Source organism: Nocardioides candidus, assembly GCF_041321175.1.
GTDB lineage: Bacteria > Actinomycetota > Actinomycetes > Propionibacteriales > Nocardioidaceae > Nocardioides.
This window is the reverse complement of record NZ_JBGGWC010000003.1, coordinates 562572-583041: the sequence shown is the minus strand read 5'-3', so window position 1 is coordinate 583041 and position 20470 is coordinate 562572. Positions and strand designations below refer to the sequence as shown.

General features: G+C 68.9%; 23 protein-coding genes, 1 tRNA gene and 1 riboswitch. Of the genes, 13 read left to right on the top strand and 11 right to left on the bottom strand.

Features of this window, described 5'->3' with window-relative positions; translation table 11 throughout:
• The 4 genes from ACAX67_RS17120 to ACAX67_RS17105 all read right to left on the bottom strand — a co-directional run bounded on the left by ACAX67_RS17120 (position 1) and on the right by ACAX67_RS17105 (position 3747).
• Positions 1 to 249: an acyl carrier protein gene (locus ACAX67_RS17120; protein ID WP_370705078.1), complete on the bottom strand. Its 249-nt coding sequence runs from the start codon at positions 247 to 249 to the stop codon at positions 1 to 3.
• Between the two features lie 44 nt (positions 250 to 293).
• The gene (locus ACAX67_RS17115) at positions 294 to 1295 is read right to left on the bottom strand and encodes a beta-ketoacyl-ACP synthase III (protein ID WP_370705077.1); all 1002 of its coding nucleotides are present in this window, start codon (positions 1293 to 1295) and stop codon (positions 294 to 296) included.
• A complete protein-coding gene (locus ACAX67_RS17110; protein WP_370705076.1) occupies positions 1292 to 2491 on the bottom strand; it encodes an acyltransferase domain-containing protein in 1200 nt (399 codons plus the stop codon). The genes ACAX67_RS17115 and ACAX67_RS17110 overlap by 4 nt, the downstream gene beginning before the upstream one ends.
• 89 nt (positions 2492 to 2580) lie before the next feature.
• The gene (locus ACAX67_RS17105) at positions 2581 to 3747 is read right to left on the bottom strand and encodes a PucR family transcriptional regulator (protein ID WP_370705075.1); all 1167 of its coding nucleotides are present in this window, start codon (positions 3745 to 3747) and stop codon (positions 2581 to 2583) included.
• Between the two features lie 122 nt (positions 3748 to 3869).
• Between ACAX67_RS17105 and ACAX67_RS17100 the strand changes: the two genes are divergently transcribed.
• Positions 3870 to 4829, top strand: coding sequence for an alpha/beta fold hydrolase (locus ACAX67_RS17100; RefSeq protein WP_370705074.1), 960 nt, complete (start codon positions 3870 to 3872; stop codon positions 4827 to 4829).
• Between the two features lie 12 nt (positions 4830 to 4841).
• Here ACAX67_RS17100 and aceE read toward each other — a convergent pair whose 3' ends face one another.
• The gene (gene aceE / locus ACAX67_RS17095; protein ID WP_527891041.1) at positions 4842 to 7580 is read right to left on the bottom strand and encodes a pyruvate dehydrogenase (acetyl-transferring), homodimeric type; all 2739 of its coding nucleotides are present in this window, start codon (positions 7578 to 7580) and stop codon (positions 4842 to 4844) included.
• Positions 7581 to 7816: 236 nt separating this feature from the next.
• On the opposite strand from aceE, the gene ACAX67_RS17090 reads away from it, so the two are divergent.
• The 7 genes from ACAX67_RS17090 (at position 7817) to ACAX67_RS17060 (ending at position 11973) form a co-directional block, all read left to right on the top strand.
• Positions 7817 to 8245, top strand: a complete 429-nt coding sequence (locus ACAX67_RS17090; protein WP_370705072.1) for a DUF3052 domain-containing protein — start codon at positions 7817 to 7819, stop codon at positions 8243 to 8245.
• Between the two features lie 34 nt (positions 8246 to 8279).
• Positions 8280 to 9893 carry an AMP-binding protein gene (locus ACAX67_RS17085; RefSeq protein WP_370705071.1) on the top strand — a complete coding sequence of 538 codons (1614 nt, stop codon included), beginning with the start codon at positions 8280 to 8282 and terminating at the stop codon, positions 9891 to 9893.
• Complete coding sequence (locus ACAX67_RS17080; RefSeq protein ID WP_370705070.1) at positions 9890 to 10363, top strand: peroxiredoxin; 474 nt, start codon at positions 9890 to 9892, stop codon at positions 10361 to 10363. The genes ACAX67_RS17085 and ACAX67_RS17080 overlap by 4 nt, the downstream gene beginning before the upstream one ends.
• Before the next feature lie 260 nt (positions 10364 to 10623).
• Positions 10624 to 10695: transfer RNA gene (locus ACAX67_RS17075), tRNA-Val, on the top strand.
• 112 nt (positions 10696 to 10807) lie between these two features.
• Positions 10808 to 11125, top strand: a complete 318-nt coding sequence (locus ACAX67_RS17070) for a hypothetical protein (RefSeq protein WP_370705069.1) — start codon at positions 10808 to 10810, stop codon at positions 11123 to 11125.
• Positions 11122 to 11484 (top strand): hypothetical protein, encoded by a 363-nt coding sequence (locus ACAX67_RS17065; RefSeq protein WP_370705068.1) that lies wholly within the window; start codon positions 11122 to 11124, stop codon positions 11482 to 11484. The genes ACAX67_RS17070 and ACAX67_RS17065 overlap by 4 nt, the downstream gene beginning before the upstream one ends.
• A 30-nt stretch (positions 11485 to 11514) precedes the next feature.
• Positions 11515 to 11973 (top strand): DUF6907 domain-containing protein, encoded by a 459-nt coding sequence (locus tag ACAX67_RS17060; protein WP_370705096.1) that lies wholly within the window; start codon positions 11515 to 11517, stop codon positions 11971 to 11973.
• On the opposite strand, the gene ACAX67_RS17055 is transcribed toward ACAX67_RS17060, so the two are convergent.
• Entirely contained in the window at positions 11929 to 12471 is a 543-nt protein-coding gene (locus ACAX67_RS17055; protein WP_370705067.1) for a hypothetical protein, read from the bottom strand. The two genes, ACAX67_RS17060 and ACAX67_RS17055, sit on opposite strands and share 45 nt — an antisense overlap.
• Positions 12472 to 12720: 249 nt before the next feature.
• On the bottom strand, positions 12721 to 13221 hold the full coding sequence (locus ACAX67_RS17050; RefSeq protein ID WP_370705066.1) for a hypothetical protein: 501 nt from the start codon (positions 13219 to 13221) through the stop codon (positions 12721 to 12723).
• 274 nt (positions 13222 to 13495) lie between these two features.
• Here ACAX67_RS17050 and ACAX67_RS17045 point away from each other — a divergent pair, with 274 nt between their 5' ends.
• Complete coding sequence (locus ACAX67_RS17045) at positions 13496 to 13783, top strand: PLDc N-terminal domain-containing protein (protein ID WP_370705065.1); 288 nt, start codon at positions 13496 to 13498, stop codon at positions 13781 to 13783.
• Between the two features lie 141 nt (positions 13784 to 13924).
• Here the strand turns inward: ACAX67_RS17045 and ACAX67_RS17040 are convergent, their stop codons facing one another.
• Positions 13925 to 14161, bottom strand: coding sequence for a hypothetical protein (locus tag ACAX67_RS17040; RefSeq protein ID WP_370705064.1), 237 nt, complete (start codon positions 14159 to 14161; stop codon positions 13925 to 13927).
• Between the two features lie 381 nt (positions 14162 to 14542).
• Here ACAX67_RS17040 and ACAX67_RS17035 point away from each other — a divergent pair, with 381 nt between their 5' ends.
• Both ACAX67_RS17035 and ACAX67_RS17030 read left to right on the top strand, forming a co-directional pair.
• A complete protein-coding gene (locus ACAX67_RS17035; RefSeq protein WP_370705063.1) occupies positions 14543 to 15040 on the top strand; it encodes a hypothetical protein in 498 nt (165 codons plus the stop codon).
• 159 nt (positions 15041 to 15199) lie between these two features.
• On the top strand, positions 15200 to 15766 hold the full coding sequence (locus ACAX67_RS17030; RefSeq protein ID WP_370705062.1) for a hypothetical protein: 567 nt from the start codon (positions 15200 to 15202) through the stop codon (positions 15764 to 15766).
• Between the two features lie 721 nt (positions 15767 to 16487).
• On the opposite strand, the gene ACAX67_RS17025 is transcribed toward ACAX67_RS17030, so the two are convergent.
• A complete protein-coding gene (locus ACAX67_RS17025) occupies positions 16488 to 16961 on the bottom strand; it encodes a GNAT family N-acetyltransferase (RefSeq protein WP_370705061.1) in 474 nt (157 codons plus the stop codon).
• A 128-nt stretch (positions 16962 to 17089) separates the two neighbouring features.
• On the opposite strand from ACAX67_RS17025, the gene ACAX67_RS17020 reads away from it, so the two are divergent.
• Positions 17090 to 17617 carry a hypothetical protein gene (locus tag ACAX67_RS17020; RefSeq protein WP_370705060.1) on the top strand — a complete coding sequence of 176 codons (528 nt, stop codon included), beginning with the start codon at positions 17090 to 17092 and terminating at the stop codon, positions 17615 to 17617.
• A 314-nt stretch (positions 17618 to 17931) separates the two neighbouring features.
• On the opposite strand, the gene ACAX67_RS17015 is transcribed toward ACAX67_RS17020, so the two are convergent.
• Positions 17932 to 18207: a superinfection immunity protein gene (locus ACAX67_RS17015; protein WP_370705059.1), complete on the bottom strand. Its 276-nt coding sequence runs from the start codon at positions 18205 to 18207 to the stop codon at positions 17932 to 17934.
• A 175-nt stretch (positions 18208 to 18382) separates the two neighbouring features.
• On the opposite strand from ACAX67_RS17015, the gene ACAX67_RS17010 reads away from it, so the two are divergent.
• Positions 18383 to 19936, top strand: coding sequence for an AMP-binding protein (locus tag ACAX67_RS17010; RefSeq protein ID WP_370705058.1), 1554 nt, complete (start codon positions 18383 to 18385; stop codon positions 19934 to 19936).
• On the opposite strand, the gene ACAX67_RS17005 is transcribed toward ACAX67_RS17010, so the two are convergent.
• Positions 19929 to 20306 carry a hypothetical protein gene (locus ACAX67_RS17005; RefSeq protein ID WP_370705057.1) on the bottom strand — a complete coding sequence of 126 codons (378 nt, stop codon included), beginning with the start codon at positions 20304 to 20306 and terminating at the stop codon, positions 19929 to 19931. The genes ACAX67_RS17010 and ACAX67_RS17005 overlap by 8 nt on opposite strands.
• An 18-nt stretch (positions 20307 to 20324) precedes the next feature.
• A riboswitch (cobalamin riboswitch) is annotated at positions 20325 to 20438 on the top strand.
• Positions 20439 to 20470: the final 32 nt, after the last annotated feature.

Sequence of the window (20470 nt, the reverse complement as noted above, 5' to 3'; positions counted from 1 at the left end):
TCAGGCGGCCGAGCGCGCGCGCTCGATGTAGGCGACGGCGTCGCCGACGGTCTTCAGGTTCTTGACCTGGTCGTCGGGGATGGTCACGCCGAACTTCTCCTCGGCCTCGACCACGACCTCCACCATCGACAGCGAGTCGACGTCGAGGTCGTCGACGAAGGACTTGTCGAGCTGGACGTCGTCGGCGTCGACGCCGGCGACCTCGTTGACGATGTCGGCGAGGGCGGCGCGGATCTCTTCGGTGCTCATCTGTGTACTCCTGGTTGTGTCTTCTTGGTGGGGTGGTGCGGGGATCAGGGGAGCGTGACGACCTGGGCCGCGTAGGCCAGGCCCGCCCCGAACGCGATCAGCAGGGCGACGTCGCCCGACTTCGCGTCGCCGTCGCGGATCATCCGCTCGAGCGCGAGCGGCACGGAGGCCGCGGAGGTGTTGCCCGAGTCGACGATGTCGCGGGCGATCCTGACGTGGGACGGCAGCTTCATGGCGCGGGCCATCGCGTCGGTGATCCGGTTGTTGGCCTGGTGGGGGACGAAGCAGTCGAGGTCGTCGACGCTCACGCCGGCGCGGTCGAGCGCCTGCTGGGCGATCTTGGCCATCGAGAACGACGCCCAGCGGAAGACCTCGTTGCCGCGCATGACCAGGTGCGGCATCTCGGGGGAGTCCGACGCGAGCACGTCGCGCCAGTCCTCCTTCTGCCGGATCAGGTCGTACTGCTCGCCGTCGGAGCCCCACACGACCGGCCCGATGGCCGGGGTGTCGCTCGGGCCGACGACGACGGCGCCCGCGCCGTCGGCGAAGATGAACGCCGTGCCGCGGTCGGTGCGGCTGGTGATGTCGGAGAGCCGCTCGACACCGACCACGACGACGTAGCGGGCGCTGCCGCCGCGCACCATGTCGTTGGCGAGCGAGACGCCGTGGCAGAAGCCCGCGCAGGCCGCCGAGATGTCGAAGGCGGCGGCACCGTCGGTGCCCAGCTCGTGGGCGACCATCGTGGCCGCGGACGGCGTCTGGAGGAGGTGGCTGACCGTCGCGACGATCACGCAGTCGACCTGGTGCGCATCGACGCCGGCGGCCTCGAGGGCGTCGGCCGCGGCACTCACCGACATCTTCACGACCGTCTCGGAGTCGTCGGCGAACCGGCGGGTCTTGATGCCCGAGCGCTGCTGGATCCACTCGTCGCTGGAGTCGATGGCGTCGACGATGTCGGCGTTGGGCACCAGGATCGAGGGTCGGTAGGCGCCGACCCCCAGGATGCCGGCGTACGACGTCCCCGACTCGACGTTCAAGGTGCTCATGCTGCGCCGCCCTGGGGGTGGAGGCGGAGGAGAGGCTGCCCGGGGGCGACGAGGTCGCCGTCCTCGACCAGCCACTCGACGACCTGGCCGCCGTGGGCCGACGTGACGGCGATCCGGTCGCGGAGGCTGGCGACATCGCCGATGGTGACGCCCGGGGCCAGCGAGTCGGCGTCGCCCGCCTGCTCGTCGCGGTGGAAGACGCCCTTGACGGGGGAGACGACCATCCGCCACGTCGGGGACGTCTCGATCGGCGACGCCTCGCCGTGCTTCTCGCAGAACGAGCCGGCGTCGTCGAGCTGGTCGGGGTGGTCGAGCGCGAAGGTCTCCACGCTCATGCCGCGGTCGCGGAAGTAGCGCTTCGCGATGCCGGTCAGGGTGCCGGCCGGCGGCATCTCCAGGATGCCGGTCACGCCGAGGTCGGCCATCGTCTCCAGGCACAGGTCCCAGCGGACGGGGCGGGCGATCTGGCCGACGATCCGACTCAGCACGTCGGCGCCGTCGTGGACGACACTGCCGTCGCGGTTGGAGATGAAGCGGGTGCGTGGGTCGTGCACGGACACCGAGCGCGCGAGGCCGGCGACGTGGTCGACGGCAGGAGCCATGTGGGCGGTGTGGAACGCGCCCGCCACCGACAGGGGCCGCAGCTTGGCCTTGGTGGGCGGGTCAGCAGCGAACGCGGCCAGCTGCTCGAGCGTGCCGGCGGCGACGATCTGGCCGGGGCCGTTGTCGTTGGCGGCGACCAGGCCGTGGCGCTCGATCGTGGCCAGTACGTCGTCGCGGTCGCCGCCGAGCACGGCGGTCATCCCGGTCGGGGTCACCGCGGCGGCGTCGGCCATCGCCCGGCCGCGCTCGCGGACGAGCACCATGGCCTGCTCGGCGCTGATGACGCGAGCGCCCGTGGCCGCAGCGATCTCGCCGACGCTGTGGCCGGCGACCGCGCCCAGCTTCGTGTAGGCGTCGGCCGGGTGCGGGAAGAGCTCGAGGGCCGTCACCAGGGTGGAGGCGACGAGCAGGGGCTGGGCGATCCGGGTGTCGCGGATCTCGTCACCGTCCGCGTCGGTGCCGTAGTGGGCCAGGTCGAGGCCCGCCACGGTCGAGAGCCACTGCAGACGGGCCTCGAAGGTCGGCACCTCCAGCCAGGGGCGGAGGAAGCCGGGGGACTGGGCGCCCTGGCCGGGCGCAACGATGACGAGCACATGTCCAGCGTGCCTCGCGGACGGCCACGATCGCGCCTCCGGCGCTCACGAACTCGCCCGGGCGCCTTTGTGGGGACCCTACAAACGCGTCACAGGCGGCCGAGCGCGAGCGCGAGCTGCAGGGCGAGCGCGTCGCGGGGTTGCGACGGCGTCAGGCCGGTCAGCTCGGCGACCTGGGTCAGGCGGTATCGCACGGTGTTGGGATGCACGAACAGGTCACGGGCGGTCGGTTCGATCGAGCAGCCGCGCGCGAAGTACGCCGAGAGCGTCTCCACGAGCGTGCCGCGCGCCTCGGCGAGCGGTTGGTAGATCCCCTCGATCGCCTCGATGCGCGCCCACTCGTCGCCGGCGAGGATGCGCTCGGGCAACAGGCTCTCGCTCTGCACGGGACGGGGCGCCTCCGGCCAGGCCGGCGCGGCGCGGAGGCCGGCCGCGGCCGCCTGGGCGGAGAGGTAGGCATGGCCGAGGTCGGCTGCCACGGGGCCGACGACCACGGGCCCCTCGCCGAAGTGCTTCGCGACCCGGCTCGCCGCCTTTCCCGGGTCGCTCACGCCGCCGAGGATCACCACCAGCCGGTGCCCCTGCACCGCGCCCAGGGCGTCCATCCCCGCGGCCCGCGCCGCGTCCCGTACGGCGTCGATGACTCCCGCCTCGGTGCGGTCCTCCGGCACCGCGCCCAGCACCACGGCGACGTCGCCGCGCGCGCCCCAGCCGACGGCGCTCGCGCGGGACAGCACGTCGTCGTCGGTCTCGTCGCGGAGGACGGCGTCGACGACGAGCGCCTCCAGGCGCGCGTCCCACGCGCCGCGCACCTCGGCCGCCCGGGCATAGACCTCGGCGGTCGCGAAGGCTGCCTCGCGCCCGTAGCGCAGCACGCCCTCCTGCACGTCGGCCAGGTCGTCGGGATCGACGATCTCGTCGAGGTTCTGCTCGACCACCTCGAAGCTGAGGCGGATCAGGTCCACCGTCTGGTGCAGGGTGATCGTGCCGGCCAAGGCACGCGGGGACGCGTCGAAGAGCGCCGCCTCCCGCACCTGGCCGAAGGACAGGGTCATGTTGTCGAGCTTGTACCAGTCGATGAAGTCGCCGATGCCGGCCTGCACGATGAGCCCGATCCAGGAACGCTCCTCCGCGCTCAGCTCGGCGTACCACGGCAGGTCGGTCTCCATCCGCCGCGCTGCGGCCGTGCTGAGCCTTCCGGCGGCGCTGCGCAGTGCCTTGGCGGCGCGTGCGCGCGGGTTCGGAGGACGGGACACGCCTGAAGCCTAGGGATGTGACGTGGGATTTACACCAGGCCCCTCCCGGGGCCGTCGGGCACCGTGATTGAATCCACGACCAGCGCTGCGAGAGCGTCGTCGAACCGGGGAGGGGCAGGACGATGACCAACGCACCGACCGCGCAGGTCGAGTACGTCACGATCCACGGCAAGCGGCGTGCCTACCTGCGGACCGGCTCGGGTCCCGCGCTCCTGCTGCTGCACGGGCTGGCCTGCGACCGGACGACCTGGGACCGGGTCGTCCCGCTGCTCGCGGAGAAGTACACCGTGATCGTGCCCGACCTCCTCGGTCACGGGCTCTCGGACAAGCCGCGCGCCGACTACACGCTCGGCGGCTACGCCAATGGCATGCGCGACCTGATGACGGTGCTCGGCATCGACAAGGTCACCGTGGTCGGCCACAGCTTCGGCGGTGGGGTGGCGATGCAGTTCGCCTACCAGTTCCCCGAGCGCACCCAGCGGGTGATGCTCGTCGCGACCGGGGGCATGGGTCCCGAGGTCTCGCCCTTCATCAAGCTCGTCCAGGCGCCCGGCTGGGAGCAGGTCATGCGCGTCCTCACCCTGCCCGGCCTGCGGCACGTGGAGACGGCCGGGCTGCGGGCCCTGGCGTCGTACGGCGGCGGGCCCCTGCGCCGCTACACGCGCGACCTCGACGAGGTGGCCGCGATCGTGGAGTCCTGGAAGGACCGCGGCTCCCGTTTCGCCATCCGGCACCTGGTGCGCGCCGTCATCGACTGGCGCGGTCAGATCGTCACGATGTCGGACCGCGCCTACCTCACCGACAGCATGCCGATGGCCGTCGTGTGGGGCCGCGACGACCAGGTCATCCCGGTCCGTCACGCCAGCAACGCGGCGGCGCTCGCTCCCGAGGCGATGGTCACCGTGCTGCCCGACAGCGGGCACTTCCCGCACCGCGACCATCCCGAGGAGTTCGTGCGGCTGCTCGACGAGTTCGTCAGCGGCACCGAGCCCGCTGTCTACAACCGCGCGAAGTTCCGCCGCCTGCTGCGCAACGGGTCCGCCGCACCCACGGCGCCGCTGGTGAGCGTCACCTCGGCCTAGGCCCGCCCGGTCTCAGGCGTCGCCGCCCTCCTGCATCACGCCGGAGACCGCCGTGGGGTCGTCGATGCGGTACTGGTTGAAGGCCTTCTCCACGAGCGCCGGGTCGATCTCGCCGGCGTCGGCGAGCGCCTGGAGGGCCTGCACGACCACGGACTGCGCGTCGATGTGGAAGAACCGCCGCGCTGCCGGGCGGGTGTCGGCGAAGCCGAACCCGTCGGCGCCGAGCACCCGGTAGTCCTCGGGCACCCATCGGGCGATCTGCAACGGCACGGCGCGCATGTAGTCGGACACCGCGATGACGGGTCCGGTCGACCCGGTCAGCTTCTCGGTGACGAACGGGGTGCGGGCGGTCTCGGCGGGGTGGAGCAGGCTCCACTCCTCGGCCGCGACGGCGTCGCGCGCCAGCTCGTTCCACGAGGTGACCGACCAGCGGTCGGCCGCCACGCCCCACTCCTCGCGGAGCAGCCGGGCGGCCTCCTCGATCCACGGCAGGGCGACACCCGAGGCCAGGAGCCGCACGCGGGGCCCGTCGCCCTCGGCGGTGCTGATCTGGTGGATGCCCTTGAGGATGCCCTCGACGTCGACGTCGTCGGGCTCGGCGGGCTGGCTGACCGGCTCGTTGTAGACGGTCAGGTAGAAGATGACGTTCTCGCCGTGGCCCTCGGGTCCGCCGGTGCCGTACATCCGCTCCAGGCCGCTCTGCATGATGTGCGCGATCTCGAAGGCGTAGCCCGGGTCGTAGTGCACGACGGCCGGGTTGGTGGCCGCGATCAGTGGCGAGTGCCCGTCGGCGTGCTGCAGTCCCTCGCCGGTCAGCGTCGTGCGGCCCGCTGTGGCACCGATCAGGAAGCCGCGGGCGAGCTGGTCGGCCATGGCCCAGATCGAGTCACCCGTGCGCTGGAAGCCGAACATCGAGTAGAAGATGTAGAACGGGATCATGTGCTCGCCGTGGGTCGAGTACGCCGACCCGGCGGCGGTCGCCGACGCCATGGCGCCGGCCTCGGAGATGCCCTCGTGCAGCATCTGGCCCTGCGGCGACATCTTGTAGGCGAGCAGCAGCTTGCGGTCGACCGACTCGTAGGTCTGGCCGGCAGGGTCGTAGACCTTGGCCGAGGGGAACATCGAGTCCATGCCGAACGTGCGGTACTCGTCGGGCGCGATCGGCACGAACCGCTTGCCGATGTTGGGGTCCTTCATCCAGTCCTTGAGCTGGCGCACCACCGCCATCGTCGAGGCAATCTTGTGGGTGCCGGAGCCCTGCTTGAGGTCGTCGTAGATCGTGGCGGGCGGCAGCTCCAGCGGCGTGGCCCGGATCTCGCGCTTGGGCAGCGAACCACCCAACGCGCGCCGGCGCTCCATCATGTACTCGATCTCGGGAGACTCCGCGCCGGGGTGGAAGAAGGGCGCGGTGCCGGTGTCCTCGTAGGTCGACTCGAGGTCGCGGTCGGAGATCGGCAGGTAGAGCCGGTCGCGGAACTTCTTCAGGTCCGCCATCGTGAGCTTCTTCATCTGGTGCGTGGCGTTCTTGCCCTCGAGGGCGTCGATCGTCCAGCCCTTGATGGTGTGCGCCAGGATCACCGTCGGCTGACCGGTGTGCTTGGTGGCCGCGTCGAAGGCGGCGTAGACCTTGCGGTAGTCGTGGCCGCCGCGCGGCAGCTTCTCGATCTGCCGGTCGCTCATGTGCTCGACCATCTTGCGCAGCCGCGGGTCGGGCCCGAAGAAGTGCTCGCGGTTGTAGGCGCCGTCCTCGACGGAGAACGTCTGGAACGCGCCGTCGGGGGTGGTGTTCATCTGGTTGACCAGCACGCCGTCGACGTCGCGGGCGAGCAGCTCGTCCCACTCGCGGCCCCAGATGACCTTGATGACGTTCCAGCCGGCGCCGCGGAAGTTGGCCTCCAGCTCCTGGATGACCTTGCCGTTGCCGGTCACCGGACCGTCGAGCTGCTGCAGGTTGCAGTTGATGACCCACACCAGGTTGTCGAGCTCCTCGCGCGCCGCGATCCTGATGGCGCCCAGCGACTCGGGCTCACCCATCTCACCGTCGCCGAGGAAGGCCCACACGTTCTGCTGGGACGTGTCCTTGATGCCGCGGTTGCCGAGGTAGCGGTTGAACCGCGCCTGGTAGATCGAGTTGATGGCCGTCAGCCCCATCGACACCGTCGGGAACTCCCAGAAGTCCGGCATCAGCCGGGGGTGGGGGTACGACGGGAGGCCGGCCCGCACGCCGTGCTGGACCTCCTGGCGGAACCGCGACAGCTGCTGCTCGGTGAGCCGGCCCTCGAGGTAGGCGCGGGCGTAGATGCCGGGGGAGCCGTGCCCCTGGATGAAGATCTGGTCGCCGCCGCCGGGGTGGTCCTTGCCGCGGAAGAAGTGGTTGAAGCCGACCTCGTAGAGGCTGGCCGACGACTGGTAGGTGGCGATGTGACCGCCGACCTCGAGACCCTTGCGGTTGGCGCTGGACACCATGACGGCGGCGTTCCAGCGGATGAAGGCCCGGATCCGGCGCTCGATCTCCTCGTCGCCGGGGAACCACGGCTCGCGCTCGGGCGGGATCGTGTTGATGTAGTCGGTGCTGCGCAGGGCGGGCACGCCGACCTGGGCCTCGCGGGCCCGTTCGAGCAGCCGGAGCATCACGTAGCGCGCGCGCTCGCGACCACGCTCGTCGAGCAGGGCGTCGAACGAGTCGATCCAGTCCTGGGTCTCGTCGGGATCGATGTCGGGGAGCTGCGTGGGCAGGCCTTCGTGGATCACGACGGGGGCCGGTGCGGTGCGGGCGCTCGGGTCGGCGCCGTTGCTGTCGGGGGTCGCTTCGGGGTCTCCGGTCACCCCGCCATCGTGGCACCGATCCGGTCACGGGAAAATCTACCGAGCGGTAGCCTGAGCGACCCGCGCATGGACAGCGCTTGCGTCCCTGCCTGAACTCCGCTGGACTACTCCCCACACGTCGGGGCCTCGAGCCCCGGACCCCCTACGGACTGGAGGAACCCGTGAGCGCGACCGCGGATGGCGGTACGGCCGAGACCGGACCTGCCCACCGCCTCGGTTTCAAGGCAGGCATGGTCGTCCAAGAGCTCGGGTGGGACCAGGACACCGACGACGACCTGAGGGTCGCGGTGGAGGACGCTATCGACGGCGACCTCGTCGACGGCGACTACGGCAACGTGGTCGAGGCGGTCCTCCTCTGGTGGCGCGACGACGACGGCGACCTCGTCGACGGGCTCTTCGACTCGATCACCGACCTCGTGGGCGGCGGTGTCATCTGGCTGCTCACGCCCAAGGTCGGGCGGCCCAACGCCGTCGACCCTGCCGACATCGCCGAGGCGGCCCCGATCGCGGGCCTGGCGCTGACCACCACCGCTGCGGTGAGCAGCGACTGGGTCGCGACCAAGCTGATCGCCCCGAAGACGGTCGGCTGAAGCGCCGGCGACTACCAGGCGGTAACGTCGCCCCATGGGTTCGATGTCCTTGCGGGCGCGCGACGCCGTCTTCAGCCTGACCACCCTCACGAGGTCCGGGATCGTGCGACCTTACGGTCCGCGCACGCTCGTCGGGATCGCGACCGCGCTCCGCAAGTGGGGCACCACCCCCGCCGGCGGGTTCAAGGCGCTCGCCGTGCGCAACCCCGACGGTGTCGCGATCATCGACGAACGCGGCGAGGTGACCTTCGGTGAGCTGCACCGCCGTACCAACGCGTTGGCGCACGCGCTGAAGGAGCGCGGGGTCAAGGAGGGTGACGGCGTCGCCGTCATGTGCCGCAACCACCGCGGCTTCGTCGAGGCATCGATCGCCATCAACAAGCTCGGCGCGGACGTGCTCTACCTCAACACCGCCTTCGCGGGCCCGCAGCTGAAGGACGTCGTGGCTCGCGAGGAGCCGCGGGTGGTCGTCTACGACGAGGAGTTCGCCGAGCTCCTCGACGACGTCGACATCGAGGACCGGGTCATCGGCTGGACCGACGGCGACCCCGGTCCCGACACGCTGGAGGAGCTGATCCGGTCGGCGGGTACGACGGCCGAGCTCACCCCGCCGACCCGCACCCCGCGCACGATCATCCTCACCTCCGGCACGACGGGCACCCCGAAGGGCGCCCCGCGTCCCCAGGCCGGCATCCCCGCCGCGGTCTCCCTCCTCTCGCGGATGCCGCTGAAGTCCGGCTGGACCTGCCACATCGCCGCACCGCTCTTCCACACGTGGGGCTTCGCGCACTACCAGGCCGCGATGCTGCTCGGCACGACCATGGTGCTGACCCGGAAGTTCGAGCCGGAGAACGCGCTGAAGCTGCTCGCCGACCACGACTGCGAGTCCTTCGTGGTGATCCCGGTGATGTTGCAGCGGATCATGGCGCTGGACGAGGAGACCCTGGACAAGTACCGCCTGTCGAACCTCAAGGCCGTCGCGTCGTCGGGCTCGGCGCTGCCGGGGGACCTGCCGACCCAGTGGATGGATCGCTTCGGCGACAACCTCTACTCGATCTACGGATCCACCGAGGTGGCCTGGGCGACCATCGCCACGCCGCAGGACCTCCGCGAGGCTCCCGGCACTGCCGGCGGCATCCCGCACGCCACGATCGTGAAGATCCTCGACCCCGACGGCAAGGAGCTGCCCGCGGGGGAGTCCGGCCGGATCTTCGTCGGCAACGACCTGCAGTTCGAGGGCTACACCGGGGGCGGCCACAAGGAGATCGTCGACGGGCTGATGTCCACCGGCGACGTCGGGCGCTTCGGCGACGACGGGCGGCTCTACGTCGAGGGCCGCGACGACGAGATGATCGTCTCCGGCGGCGAGAACGTCTTCCCCAAGGAGGTCGAGGACTGCATCTCCACCCTCGACGGGGTGGCCGAGGTGGCCGCGCTGGGCGTCGACGACGACGACTACGGCAAGCGGCTGCGTGCGTTCGTGGTCCGCGCCGACGGCAAGGACCTCTCCGAGGACGACGTCAAGGCGCACGTGAAGTCCAACCTGGCGCGCTACAAGGTGCCGCGCGAGGTGGTCTTCCTCGACGAGCTGCCGCGCAACGCCACCGGCAAGGTGCTCAAGCGCGAGCTCGCGGAGCACGACTCGTGACCGGAGCCGGCCTGGCGCTGGGCGGTCCCGCCCCCGACTTCACCCTGCGGGACCAGTTCGGTCAGGACACCAGCCTGTCGTCGTACCGGGGGACGAAGGCGGTGCTGCTGCTCTTCTACCCCTACGCGTTCAGCAACGTGTGCACCGGCGAGATGAACGAGGTGCGTTCGCGGCTGGCGGAGTTCCTCACCTTCGACACCGAGGTGCTCGCCCTCTCCTGCGACCCGGTCTACACGCTTCGGGCGTGGGCCGACGCCGACGGGCTCAACTTCCCGCTGCTCAGCGACTTCTGGCCGCACGGGGCGGTGGCGACGTCGTACGGCGTCTTCGACGAGTCGACCGGCACGCCGATGCGGTCGTCCTACGTCATCGACCGCGAGGGCAACATCGCATGGGCCGTGCACAACGCGCGGAGCGAGAGCCGGGACCTCGACGAGCACCTCAAGCAGCTGCGCGCGGCCGTCGCCTGAGACCGACGGCGTACGGCGGGAAAAAAGGCTGAACCGCTGGCGTCTCGGGTCACCAGCGGTTCAACGTCACGAACTTTAGCGAGTCGGTGGCGCTCATCCAAGAAGAAGTTGCAAAACGGGCCGAAATTCACCCGAACGGACTAGACCATCCACCTGATCGACCCACGGATGTGCTAGCGGCGCGGCCCGCAGGCGGGCTGGTTCGGCCCTGGGACCGCGGCTGAAGTAGCCTGACGCCGCCGTTCGACTCGAGTGGCCCGGGGCGCATAGCTCAGCGGTAGAGCGCCTGCCTTACAAGCAGGTGGTCACAGGTTCGATCCCTGTTGCGCCCACAACGTCGAAACCGCCTCCCACGTGCTGCGACAGCAGAGGGGAGGCGGTTCCAGTTCCAGTGCATCGGCTACGCATCGGATCGCCTCTCGAAATCTCCACCGAGCAACGCGCATGACCACCACCGTCCACACCACCGCCGTGCTTGACTGCCCGATCTGGTGCACGTCCCGCGACAACGGCATCCACCGAGCCGGCGAGGACGACCTGACCATCCGTCGCGACGGCCGCGTGATCTTCCGCCACCACAGCCCCACGTTCGGCGAGTACTTCGCGACCGGCGCCGACGTCGACATCCTCACCGGCGAGATGAGCGCGTGGGTCTTCCCGCGGGACGATCTCGGTGACCGCGAGGTCGACGACGACGAGAAGCTCCGCCAGCTCGCGATGGACGCGACCACGGCGCACAAGTGGCTCGAGGCCCACCAGTGAGCACCGCCACCGAGCTGCGGAGCGACATCTGCCGCCGTGGTGCGGAGGCGACCACAAGGCCTTCCGTGACGGCCCGGAGGCCGAGTATCCGACCCACCCCGAGGACGCTGGAGTGTGGCACCACGGGCCGGGCGTCGACCGCTGGCAAGCCCGAGGGAGGCAACGAGATCGTCGTCCGTGTCGAGGGTTGTCGCCACGACAACAACAACGACGACTGGTCGAACACGATCTGCGCGACCAACACGTCGCCCGGAAGCCTCGGCGAGGTCGAGCTCAAGGTTGCGGACGCCCGACGGCTTGCTCATGCGTTGCTTCTGGCCTGCGACCTGACAGAGGCCCGGTCGTGGGCGGCGTGCTGATCGGCCGCGGCGACAAGTTTCCCCGTCGAGATTCCGATTCGCGGCTGTACGCCGTGGTGCACTGAGAGCCCCGAGGCGCACGCCAAGCAGCATCCCGAGGACCGCTCCCGCTGGCCGACGTTCCGCATCGTCCCGCAGTCGGAACACCGGCCGTCGCAGTACGCCGATGGCACTTGGCGCATGGCTTACCTGAACGTGTACCTGCGCCGGCTGCCCGACCGCGATGACGCGCTCGTATACATCCACTCCGAGGAGACCGATGCGGAGCTGCGCCTCACGCTCGGCGAGGCGCGCGACCTGATCGACTACCTCGTGACGCTGGTCGACACCGCAGAGGGCCGACCCGGACAGGCTTGCAACCATGAACTGCACGACCTCCGCCCGCTCCTAGGGTCGGGGTCGTGGGGTCCTGCGCCGAAGCAACCAAACCCAGGGCGCAACGGATCAGCGCGTCACCTTCTCAATCTCCGCCCGAGTCTCGGACAATAGCTGTTTCGTCTCCTTCTTTGCGGCTCCACTTACGAACGTCACCATGTGCATCGCTAGATGCTCAATATTGTTAAGCGGTCGGCGCTGCGGAGACCAGTGATAGGACCATTGGAATAGGTTGATGAGCTGCAGGTAGGACGCACGCCGATCGAAGATCCGGTTCGGAGTCTGGGCCATACACTGCTCGCCTGCCGCATTGAGTTCAGCGCCACACCGTTCGCGAAGGGCCGGCCGCTGATCTTCGCTGGTCAAGTCAATGGCCGAACTGAAACAGTGGATCATTTCGCCTGCTAGCGGATCGATAATGCTCGAGAGGCCGCGCACCGCCCGAGCACGACATAACCATGCGTCGACATTTTTGTGCTCGATCTCAAGTGCTCGCTTTGCGTAGTCGACAGCCTCGCGACAGTTTCCGCTCGCAAGTGCCCGCTCGGCGAGGGCGATGTAGTTCGCGACGTCGCTGCTTCGGTCGATGCTGACCGTTCCCTCGACCAGCATCTTTCGAGCCTGCTCCGCCGTGTACTTCGTCCGACAGTAATCGCAGACGAACAGACCGTCGTCGTCCTTCGAGAACGCGTTGCTGCTACACAGTTCGCACGTAAGCCTGTTCACCGGCGCACCCGACGGACGTCCTCGCTTGACTTGCTTGCCATGGCCGCACCGTAGCTCTGCCCGACGCGAGTGCGCAGCAACTCTGCAGAGACGCCCTAGCGGCTTGCTAGCGCCGTGAGAGCTCGCGTGCGCTTCTCAGCAGCGGGTGTGCCGCGGCAGGTCCAAGCGGACCCGAATGTTTGCCGCAAGGTGACCCCACGGGAGATCGTTGATCCGTCCGTTGAGGTTGAGCCACCGCCTCGCCGAGCCGGCGTCTTCCTGGGCGTACAGGAGGTCGGACAATCGAAGGTTCACGTTGGCGAGCCGGTGCACCAACCGCGCGACATTGGACGGCCAGTCAGCAGGCGGGTTGTAGAGGGCTCGGGACCAGTTGTAAGCCGCGTCGGCGTAGACACCAGAAAGCCGTCGCAGCTCAGGCAGGCGCCGCGCCACCTCGCGCTTCCCGATCCGATCACGGCCGCGCCAGATTTCCCGATAGAACCTGTCCTGCGCCCTGCTGATCGGACAGGCGTGATGCGTGTAGTAAGCCCCGGCGCGGTACTGCGTCATCTCCACATCGCCTCGAGCAGCGGCCGGGCCAGCCACCAAGACCGCTCCAACCAGCGCGAGGACAACAGAAAGAGCCAGGGATCGCATAGCCACGAGTTTGCGACGATGTCTCTCGCGCGTCTTCGACTTGGCAAAACGCGCGCAGATACTTCGCCCGCCGTTGCTGCGCGCGCCGCGTACCTCAAGTGCTGTCGCCTCAGCAACTTCGTCGCGTCGGACTCACTCGAGCCCGTCGCTGCCACCAGGCTGGCAGCGACATCGAGGCGGACGACGATCGGCGACGGTGCGCTAGGTCGTAGCACTTTGACGGACGTATTCGAAAGCTAGAACCCGTGAGTGGCCGCCGGACTAACCTCCGACCGTGACACTCCAACTCATCTCTGCGTCTCGCGACACTGCCGACTCGTCTGCGAGCGCGATTGGCTTCCTGATCCTTCTCGCCGTCGTGCTCGTGATCCTTGCCGCTGCGGGCTTTTGGCTCTGGTCCTTGATCGACGTTCTCCGTCGATCCGATGCGGAATGGACCGCCGCTGGTCAGTCGAAGGTCACCTGGGTCGTAGTCGTTGTGATCTTGGGCTGGCTGGGCGCGGTGCTGTACTTCTTTATCGCCAGGCCAGCGCTTAGGACCAGTCGCGCCCCTGCTCTATAGCGGGCGCGGGTCCGCGCTCTGAAGTTCCGAGGTGACTCTCGGCTGAGCCTTCAGTTCGACGCGCCTGACAGAGACGCCACCGACCGCGCCATTGAAGCGAAATCACGTCGGCTCAGCGGTATCGCGCGAACTGGTGCCGCATCAGTCCTGCTCCCTATAGCCACCGAGCGACGAAGCGAAGTGCAGGACGGTGCTGTGCTCCGGGTCTTCGAGAGAGGCTGCCTCGACCATCATCGCCAGATCGACATGGAGGTGGTTTTCTGGGTTAACAGGCCGAGCGGACGTAGGAACGGACTGGAGATCGTCAGCCTCGACCACGACCACCGGTTCATGACCTTCAGACTGCGGGGAGGAAGCGGTCAGCGTGAACGTTGCCATACCCGACGAGTCTATCGTCGGTTCACGATGATGATCGATTAGAACGCACGAGCGTCTCGCGCTGCGTCGCCATGCAGGCGTCCATACCAACGAGCTGCGGTCGAGCACACACCGAGGGACGCGCGTGCTCGCTCGTTAGTTGCTCCGGTTCGCCGATCTCTTGAGGACCTGGACTTAGCCAGAACCGTGCGCATTTCACAATGACAAGCACGACCCCGGTCCTCGGAGCGAGTTGGTGTCGTGCTGACTGGCTGCCCGGGTCTCTCCGTGAGCGCACGTTTGAAACTGCTCGAACCGCTGCGCGCTTCGGACTGACGCGGCTACGTTCTTCATGGCGACAGTGGCGCCGCCGTCGCGCCGATCTCAGCGAGGGATAACGACGTGTTGTTGGAACAAGCCTTGCAGCGCCTCGCCGATGGCCTGAATCGCTCGCTCGACTACAGCGACGACGAAATCGTGACGCGCGGCTCGGCTTTCGCGCTACGGCATGTCGGACCGCAGATAGCGCCCCTGCTTGATCCTGACGAGGACGTCGAGTGGGTGATCGCCGGCAAAGTGCGGTCGTCTGGCCGAGAGTTTGACACTGGTTTGATTGTAATAACGACCGGCAAAGTGCTCGTGTCAGGGTTCACTGCCAAACTCTTTGGTAAGAATCCAACCATCACCTTCAAATTCAGTCGTCAGGGCGCGGCAGCAAGAGCTCAGGATGCGGTCGTGCTCACTCGCCCGTCGAAGCTCGTATCGATCGGCCACGGGAACGACCACGTGGATTTTGCACTTATCCCGCCGATGGATAGCAACACCGCAGAAGTAGTTGCAACGCTGACTGAGGGCTTCATCAACGGCTCGGTCAGATACGGAGAACCTGGGGCGCAGTAGGGGTGCGCTCGCGAGTGGTCGGGGCGGTGCGTCAAGGGCGCGCGCCAACGCCCTGCGCGGATCTGACGATCCACCCTCCACGGTCCCGCTCGATCCCTACTCTGCGTTCATGCACCCCCGGATCCCCGACGTCGCCATCGCGAACACGGACGCAGCGCCGTGGACTCAGTAGAGGTCGACTTCGCCGAGCGAGAGCTGGCCCTGCGCGAGCGAGAGCTCGAACAGCGCAGGATCGAAGCAAGAGATACGCGGGCCTCGAGTTGGCGCAGCATCATCTGGGCTGGGGCCGCACTGGTTGTCACCCAGGTCGTTGTGCTGGTCGGGATCTTCGTACAGTCCAACCGCGACGATGAGAGCTACCTCCTCACCCAGCGCCGGGTCGCCTACTCAAAACTTCACGATGCCGCGACGGCGGAATTCAGGCGTGCGATCGGTGCCAGGAGGGCGCTCGATCGTGGTGCCGCAGAGGTCATCACGCCGCAGGACTTCGAGGCGTACTTCGAGGTGTGCTCGCAGGCAGCGACCGACGTCCGATTGCTCGGCCCTTCCGAGATCGCCGACCTCGCAGAGACGTTGGGCGGCAGCTGCAGGGCCGTTCAGCACACCACGAAGCATTCGCTTCGCAAGGGCTCCGTGGTTAACCGCAAAGACATGCTTGCCGCTCGGCGCGTCCTGAGGGCTGACATCAACGTGTTCATCTCGCAGGCGGAGTCCACCCTCAACTAATGGCCCCGCTCGTCACGCCGACCGGCTCTCGCGCTGGCCGGACCACGCCTCCTCCTCCGTCGACCAGTTAGACGTGGAGGGGATGTTGCGACCCGTGCCCAATGCGCGCACTTGGGACCGTAGCCGGTAGTCAGACGCACGCTGTCCGCGACAGCATGGCTGCCATGTCTCGGACCGTGCTCCCGGATGCAATCGCTTACAACCTCGCCGACGCAGCCGACGGTGGCGGACTCTCGAAGGACTCCCCCTATCTGGCGGTCAAGTCCAGCGAGCTACCCGCCAAGAGATCGTCACGGCAAGGATGGCGCACCGCCTGCGGGGAAGATCCTCTCCTGAAGTGTTAGAAGCGCGGGCCCTCGAGAACCTTCGTGCATCGTGCGCACCGGTACTGAGTCATGGTCCCGCCTCGAGCCATGCCGACGAACTTCGAGTTCGTCGTGATCGCCACTATGTCCTTGCACCTCGGGCACCACTTGAACAGACCGGCGCGCTGCGGGCAGCGGTGTGACCCCTGAGCAAACATCGATCGGCAACTCGGTCACCCAGTCCGCAATCGCCTCGTCGATCTCTCGGCGAGAGTCTTGTTGTGTTCATCTGCGCGACGCGCCACAGTCCCGTTAAACAGCATATGAAGGACCGAATCGGCAGGTGAAAGCTTGTTGCGTAGATGGACGGTCGGACAGGTTCAATCATTGTTGCGCCCACCGGTGGTCCCCGGCGATCACAACCGGCGCTTGAAGCCTTCGTGGCTGGCCTCGTAGCCCGCCTTCTCGTAGAAGCGATGTGCATCCGTCCGGCTCTTGTCCGACGTCAGCTGGGCGAGGGTGGCGCCGTGGGTCCGGCCGTAGTCGTGAGCCCACTCGAGGAGCGCCTGGCCGAGCCCGGCCCCTCTGGTGCCGGCTGCGAGTCGGACCGCCTCGATCTGGAGCCGCTTCGCGCCGGCGCGGGCGAGCCCGGGGATCAGGGAGAGCTGCAGGGTGCCGACCACGTCGTCGTCTTCGTCCCGGACCGCGATCAGCAGCTGGTTCGGATCCTCGTCCAGCTCGCGGAAGGCCTGGAGGTAGGGCTGCAGGTCGCGCGACTCGCGAGCGGTGCCGAGCGGGTCGTCGGACAGGAGGGCGACCAGCGCTGGCAGGTCGTCCTCCACCGCCCGGCCTACGGCGAATCGGTGGCCGTCCAGGAGAAGTGCGTCCATGGCCCCGAGGATCGCACCCGGAGGCAAGCGGGATGCGCACGGGTTGACGCACCCCCACGAGCATTGCAACCTCTACGCCACGAACCGCGTCTGTTGTTCCAACAGCCCCCGAACGACGAGGACATCGCATGAGACGAGTCGCCCTGGCCCTGGTGGCCGCACTGATGGTGATCGCGGCACCGACGGCGGCGTCGGCCGACACCGGCCACGCCTCCGACCCGAGCGGCGACGCGGCCGCGCGATTCGACATCACCCACTTCAAGGTGACCAACGGCGACCGCCGGGTGCGCTTCGAGGTCGAGGTCCGCGACCTGCGCAAGCACGGTGAGTTCAGCTTCCACTACTGGGGTGGCACCCACGGCACCCCGCCGGCGCGCAGCGCCATCGTGGTCGTCCGCTACAACGGCGGCGACGTCAAGGCCCGGCTCTTCACCTGTGACACCGAGGAGTGCCCGAAGGCGCCGTGCCAGGGCTTGCGCGCGGAGTGGAAGCGGGTGGCGGACAAGGTCATCGCCTCGCTCCCGCAGCGCTGCTACCCGCGGCCCGCCGGCCACCCCCACGCCGCGGCGCCCTCGGTCGCGCGGTTCTTCGCCTACGGCTCGCTCAACGATGCCTACGACGAGCTCGACGGCGTGGTGACTGTCCACCGAGGCTGACGGCCGGGCGTCTCGATAGGCGCTGCGGTCCCCACGGCGGTGGGGACGGTGGGTGGGCACGTCACCGGGTCTCGTGACGGTCGCTGCGCGACCTCCTCGACCAGCGGGAGTGCGCGACCTCCTCGACCGGCGGTGGGGACGGTGGGTGGGCACGTCACCGGGTCTCGTGACGGTCGCTGCGCGACCTCCTCGACCAGCGGAGTGCGCGACCTCCTCGACCGGCGGCGGGCACGTCACCGGGTCTCGTGACGGTCGCTGCGCGACCTCCTCGACCAGCGGAGTGTGCGACCTCCTCGACGAGCGTTTGGCCGGGGTCAGGGGGCGAGGAGGTCCCGCGGGTCGGGGGAGGACCACACCCTCAGGCCGGCGACGCGGTGGCGGCCGACGGCCATGGTGAGGGCCACGAACCACCCGATCACGGTCCAGCCGGCGAAGAAGTTGATCGCGCCGACGACCTCGGCGTTGGACTTGCCGCGGGTGGTCGCGATCGCCCACGGGAGCAGGTAGCCGCAGGTCATGAAGGTGGCGGCCCAGGACATCAGGGCGACACGCGCGTAGTCCTTCTTGTCCGTCACGATCTCCAGGTACATGCGCGCACCCTAGCCGCAAGCGCACCGGCGCGGAGCCCTCTCGCGCCTCACCCGCATCGACGGGCGCCGGCGGCCGCTCCGCGATCGAGGGCTGCGACCACGAGGGCCCGCCCGCGCACTTCGAAGGGCGCAATACAGTGGCTGTCGTCACATCTCTTTCGCCCCCGGAGGACCGATGTTCGTACCTTTCAGCGTCCGTGACTTCCTCGACCGGGCCGTCGCGGTGTACGGCGACCGGGTCGGTGTCGTCGACGAGCCGATGCAGCCCGCGCCCGGCCAGGGCGAGCTGACCTACCGCGAGATCGGCGACCTCGCCCGGCGCCAGGCCGCCCGGCTGGACGACCTGGGCATCGCCGCGGGGGAGCGGGTCGCGATCGTCAGCCACAACAGCAGCCGGCTGCTGACGTCGTTCTTCGGCGTGTCCGGTTGGGGCCGGATCCTGGTGCCGGTGAACTTCCGCCTGCGCCCCGACGAGGTGCAGTACATCGTCGAGCAGTCCGGGTCGCGGGTGCTCTACGTGGACCCCGAGCTCGAGGAGTCGCTCAAGGACGTCGACGCGGAGCACAAGTTCGTGCTCGGCACCGACTCCGACCTCTACGCCGAGGCGGGTGCGGAGCCGCGTCCGTGGGAGGCCGACGAGGCGGCCACGGCCACGATCAACTACACCTCCGGCACGACCGCGCGGCCCAAGGGCGTGCAGATCACGCACCGCAACATCTGGACCAACGCGGTCACCTTCGGCCTCCACACGACGATCAGCGACCGCGACGTCTACCTGCACACGCTGCCGCAGTTCCACGCCAACGGCTGGGGGATGCCCTTCGCGATGACCGGCGTCGGCGCCCAGCACATCATCCTGCGCAAGGTCGACGGGGCCGAGATCCTGCGCCGGGTCCGCGACCACGGCGTCACGATGATGTGCGCGGCCCCGGCGGTCGCGGCCGCCGTACTCGACGCCCTGCCGGACTGGGAGGGCGAGGTCCCCGGCCGCGACAAGGTGCGGATCGTGATGGCCGGAGCGCCGCCGCCCACCAAGACGGTCGCGCGGGTGGAGGAGGAGCTCGGCTGGGAGTTCATCCAGATCTACGGCCTCACGGAGACCTCGCCGGTGCTGACCGTCAACCGCCGGCGCGCCGAGTGGGACGACCTCGAGCCCGAGGAGCGCGCGCAGAAGCTGACCCGCGCCGGCTCGCCCGCCCTGGGCGTGACGCTGAAGATCGACGAGTCCGAGGAGGGCTCGGGCGAGGTCCTCGCCCGGTCCAACGTGGTGCTCGAGGGCTACTGGGAGAAGCCGGAGGAGACCGACGCCGCGCTGCGCGACGGCTGGTTCCACACCGGCGACGGTGGCTACCTCGGCGACGACGGCTACCTGACCATCGCCGACCGCAAGAAGGACGTCATCATCACCGGCGGCGAGAACGTCTCCTCGATCGAGGTCGAGGACGCTCTGTTCTCCCACCCGGCGGTCGCCGAGGTCGCCGTGATCGGTGTGCCGAGCGAGAAGTGGGGCGAGACGATCAAGGCGCTGGTCGTGCTGACGCCCGGGACGGACGCGGGCGACGGCATGGAGGCCGACCTGATCGCTTGGTGCAAGGAGCGGCTCGCGGGCTACAAGGCGCCGACGTCCGTGGAGTTCCGCGACGAGCTGGCCCGCACCGCGACCGGAAAGCTGCAGAAGTTCAAGCTGCGCGCGCCCTACTGGGAAGGCCGTGACCGCCAGGTCAACTGACGGGCCAGCCGGCTGCCCGCAGCGCGGCGGAGGTGTGCGCGGTCCAGGCGAGTGACGCCTCGTCGTGGCCGGGCACGAGGGTGATCTCCGTCGTGACGGCCTCCGGCCGTGGGAGTACGACGACAGGCCGGCCGCTCACCGGGTCGACCCCGTCCCGGGCGTCGAGGCAGGCGACGTGGGCGATGGCGAGGCCGAGGCGTCGCTGGTGCATCGCGAGGCTGAGCACGGCGATGCCCGACGTGCCGTGGCCCTCCAGGTCGAGGGGCTCGCCGGACTCGCGGGCGTCGCCGACGGCGGCGAGCAGCTGCTCGCGGGTCAGCCCGTCGACGAGCACGAGCGGTCGGGTGCCGGGCTGCGCGTCGTGCTCCACGGGCACCACCGTAGGGTCATCCTCAACACGTCTCGTGGTGCAGGAACCCGGTGCGACTCCGGGGCGGTTCCGCCACTGTGATCCCGGCCGGCGGCCGGGCAGCCAGACACTGGCCGCGCGACGACCGATCCGATGAGGGGCGAGAACCCCGAGGAGGCCGCGTC

Bases quoted from the DNA above. Each gene is read 5' to 3' on its own strand.
- ACAX67_RS17115 (WP_370705077.1), bottom strand. From the start codon at position 1,295: ATGAGCACCTTGAACGTCGAGTCGGGGACGTCGTACGCCGGCATCCTG.
- ACAX67_RS17085 (WP_370705071.1), top strand. From the start codon at position 8,280: ATGGGTTCGATGTCCTTGCGGGCGCGCGACGCCGTCTTCAGCCTGACC.
- ACAX67_RS17040 (WP_370705064.1), bottom strand. From the start codon at position 14,161: ATGGCAACGTTCACGCTGACCGCTTCCTCCCCGCAGTCTGAAGGTCAT.
- ACAX67_RS17070 (WP_370705069.1), top strand. From the start codon at position 10,808: ATGACCACCACCGTCCACACCACCGCCGTGCTTGACTGCCCGATCTGG.
- ACAX67_RS17100 (WP_370705074.1), top strand. From the start codon at position 3,870: ATGACCAACGCACCGACCGCGCAGGTCGAGTACGTCACGATCCACGGC.
- ACAX67_RS17010 (WP_370705058.1), top strand. From the start codon at position 18,383: ATGTTCGTACCTTTCAGCGTCCGTGACTTCCTCGACCGGGCCGTCGCG.
- ACAX67_RS17015 (WP_370705059.1), bottom strand. From the start codon at position 18,207: ATGTACCTGGAGATCGTGACGGACAAGAAGGACTACGCGCGTGTCGCC.
- ACAX67_RS17055 (WP_370705067.1), bottom strand. From the start codon at position 12,471: ATGCTGGTCGAGGGAACGGTCAGCATCGACCGAAGCAGCGACGTCGCG.
- ACAX67_RS17120 (WP_370705078.1), bottom strand. From the start codon at position 249: ATGAGCACCGAAGAGATCCGCGCCGCCCTCGCCGACATCGTCAACGAG.
- ACAX67_RS17020 (WP_370705060.1), top strand. From the start codon at position 17,090: ATGAGACGAGTCGCCCTGGCCCTGGTGGCCGCACTGATGGTGATCGCG.
- ACAX67_RS17050 (WP_370705066.1), bottom strand. From the start codon at position 13,221: ATGCGATCCCTGGCTCTTTCTGTTGTCCTCGCGCTGGTTGGAGCGGTC.
- ACAX67_RS17025 (WP_370705061.1), bottom strand. From the start codon at position 16,961: ATGGACGCACTTCTCCTGGACGGCCACCGATTCGCCGTAGGCCGGGCG.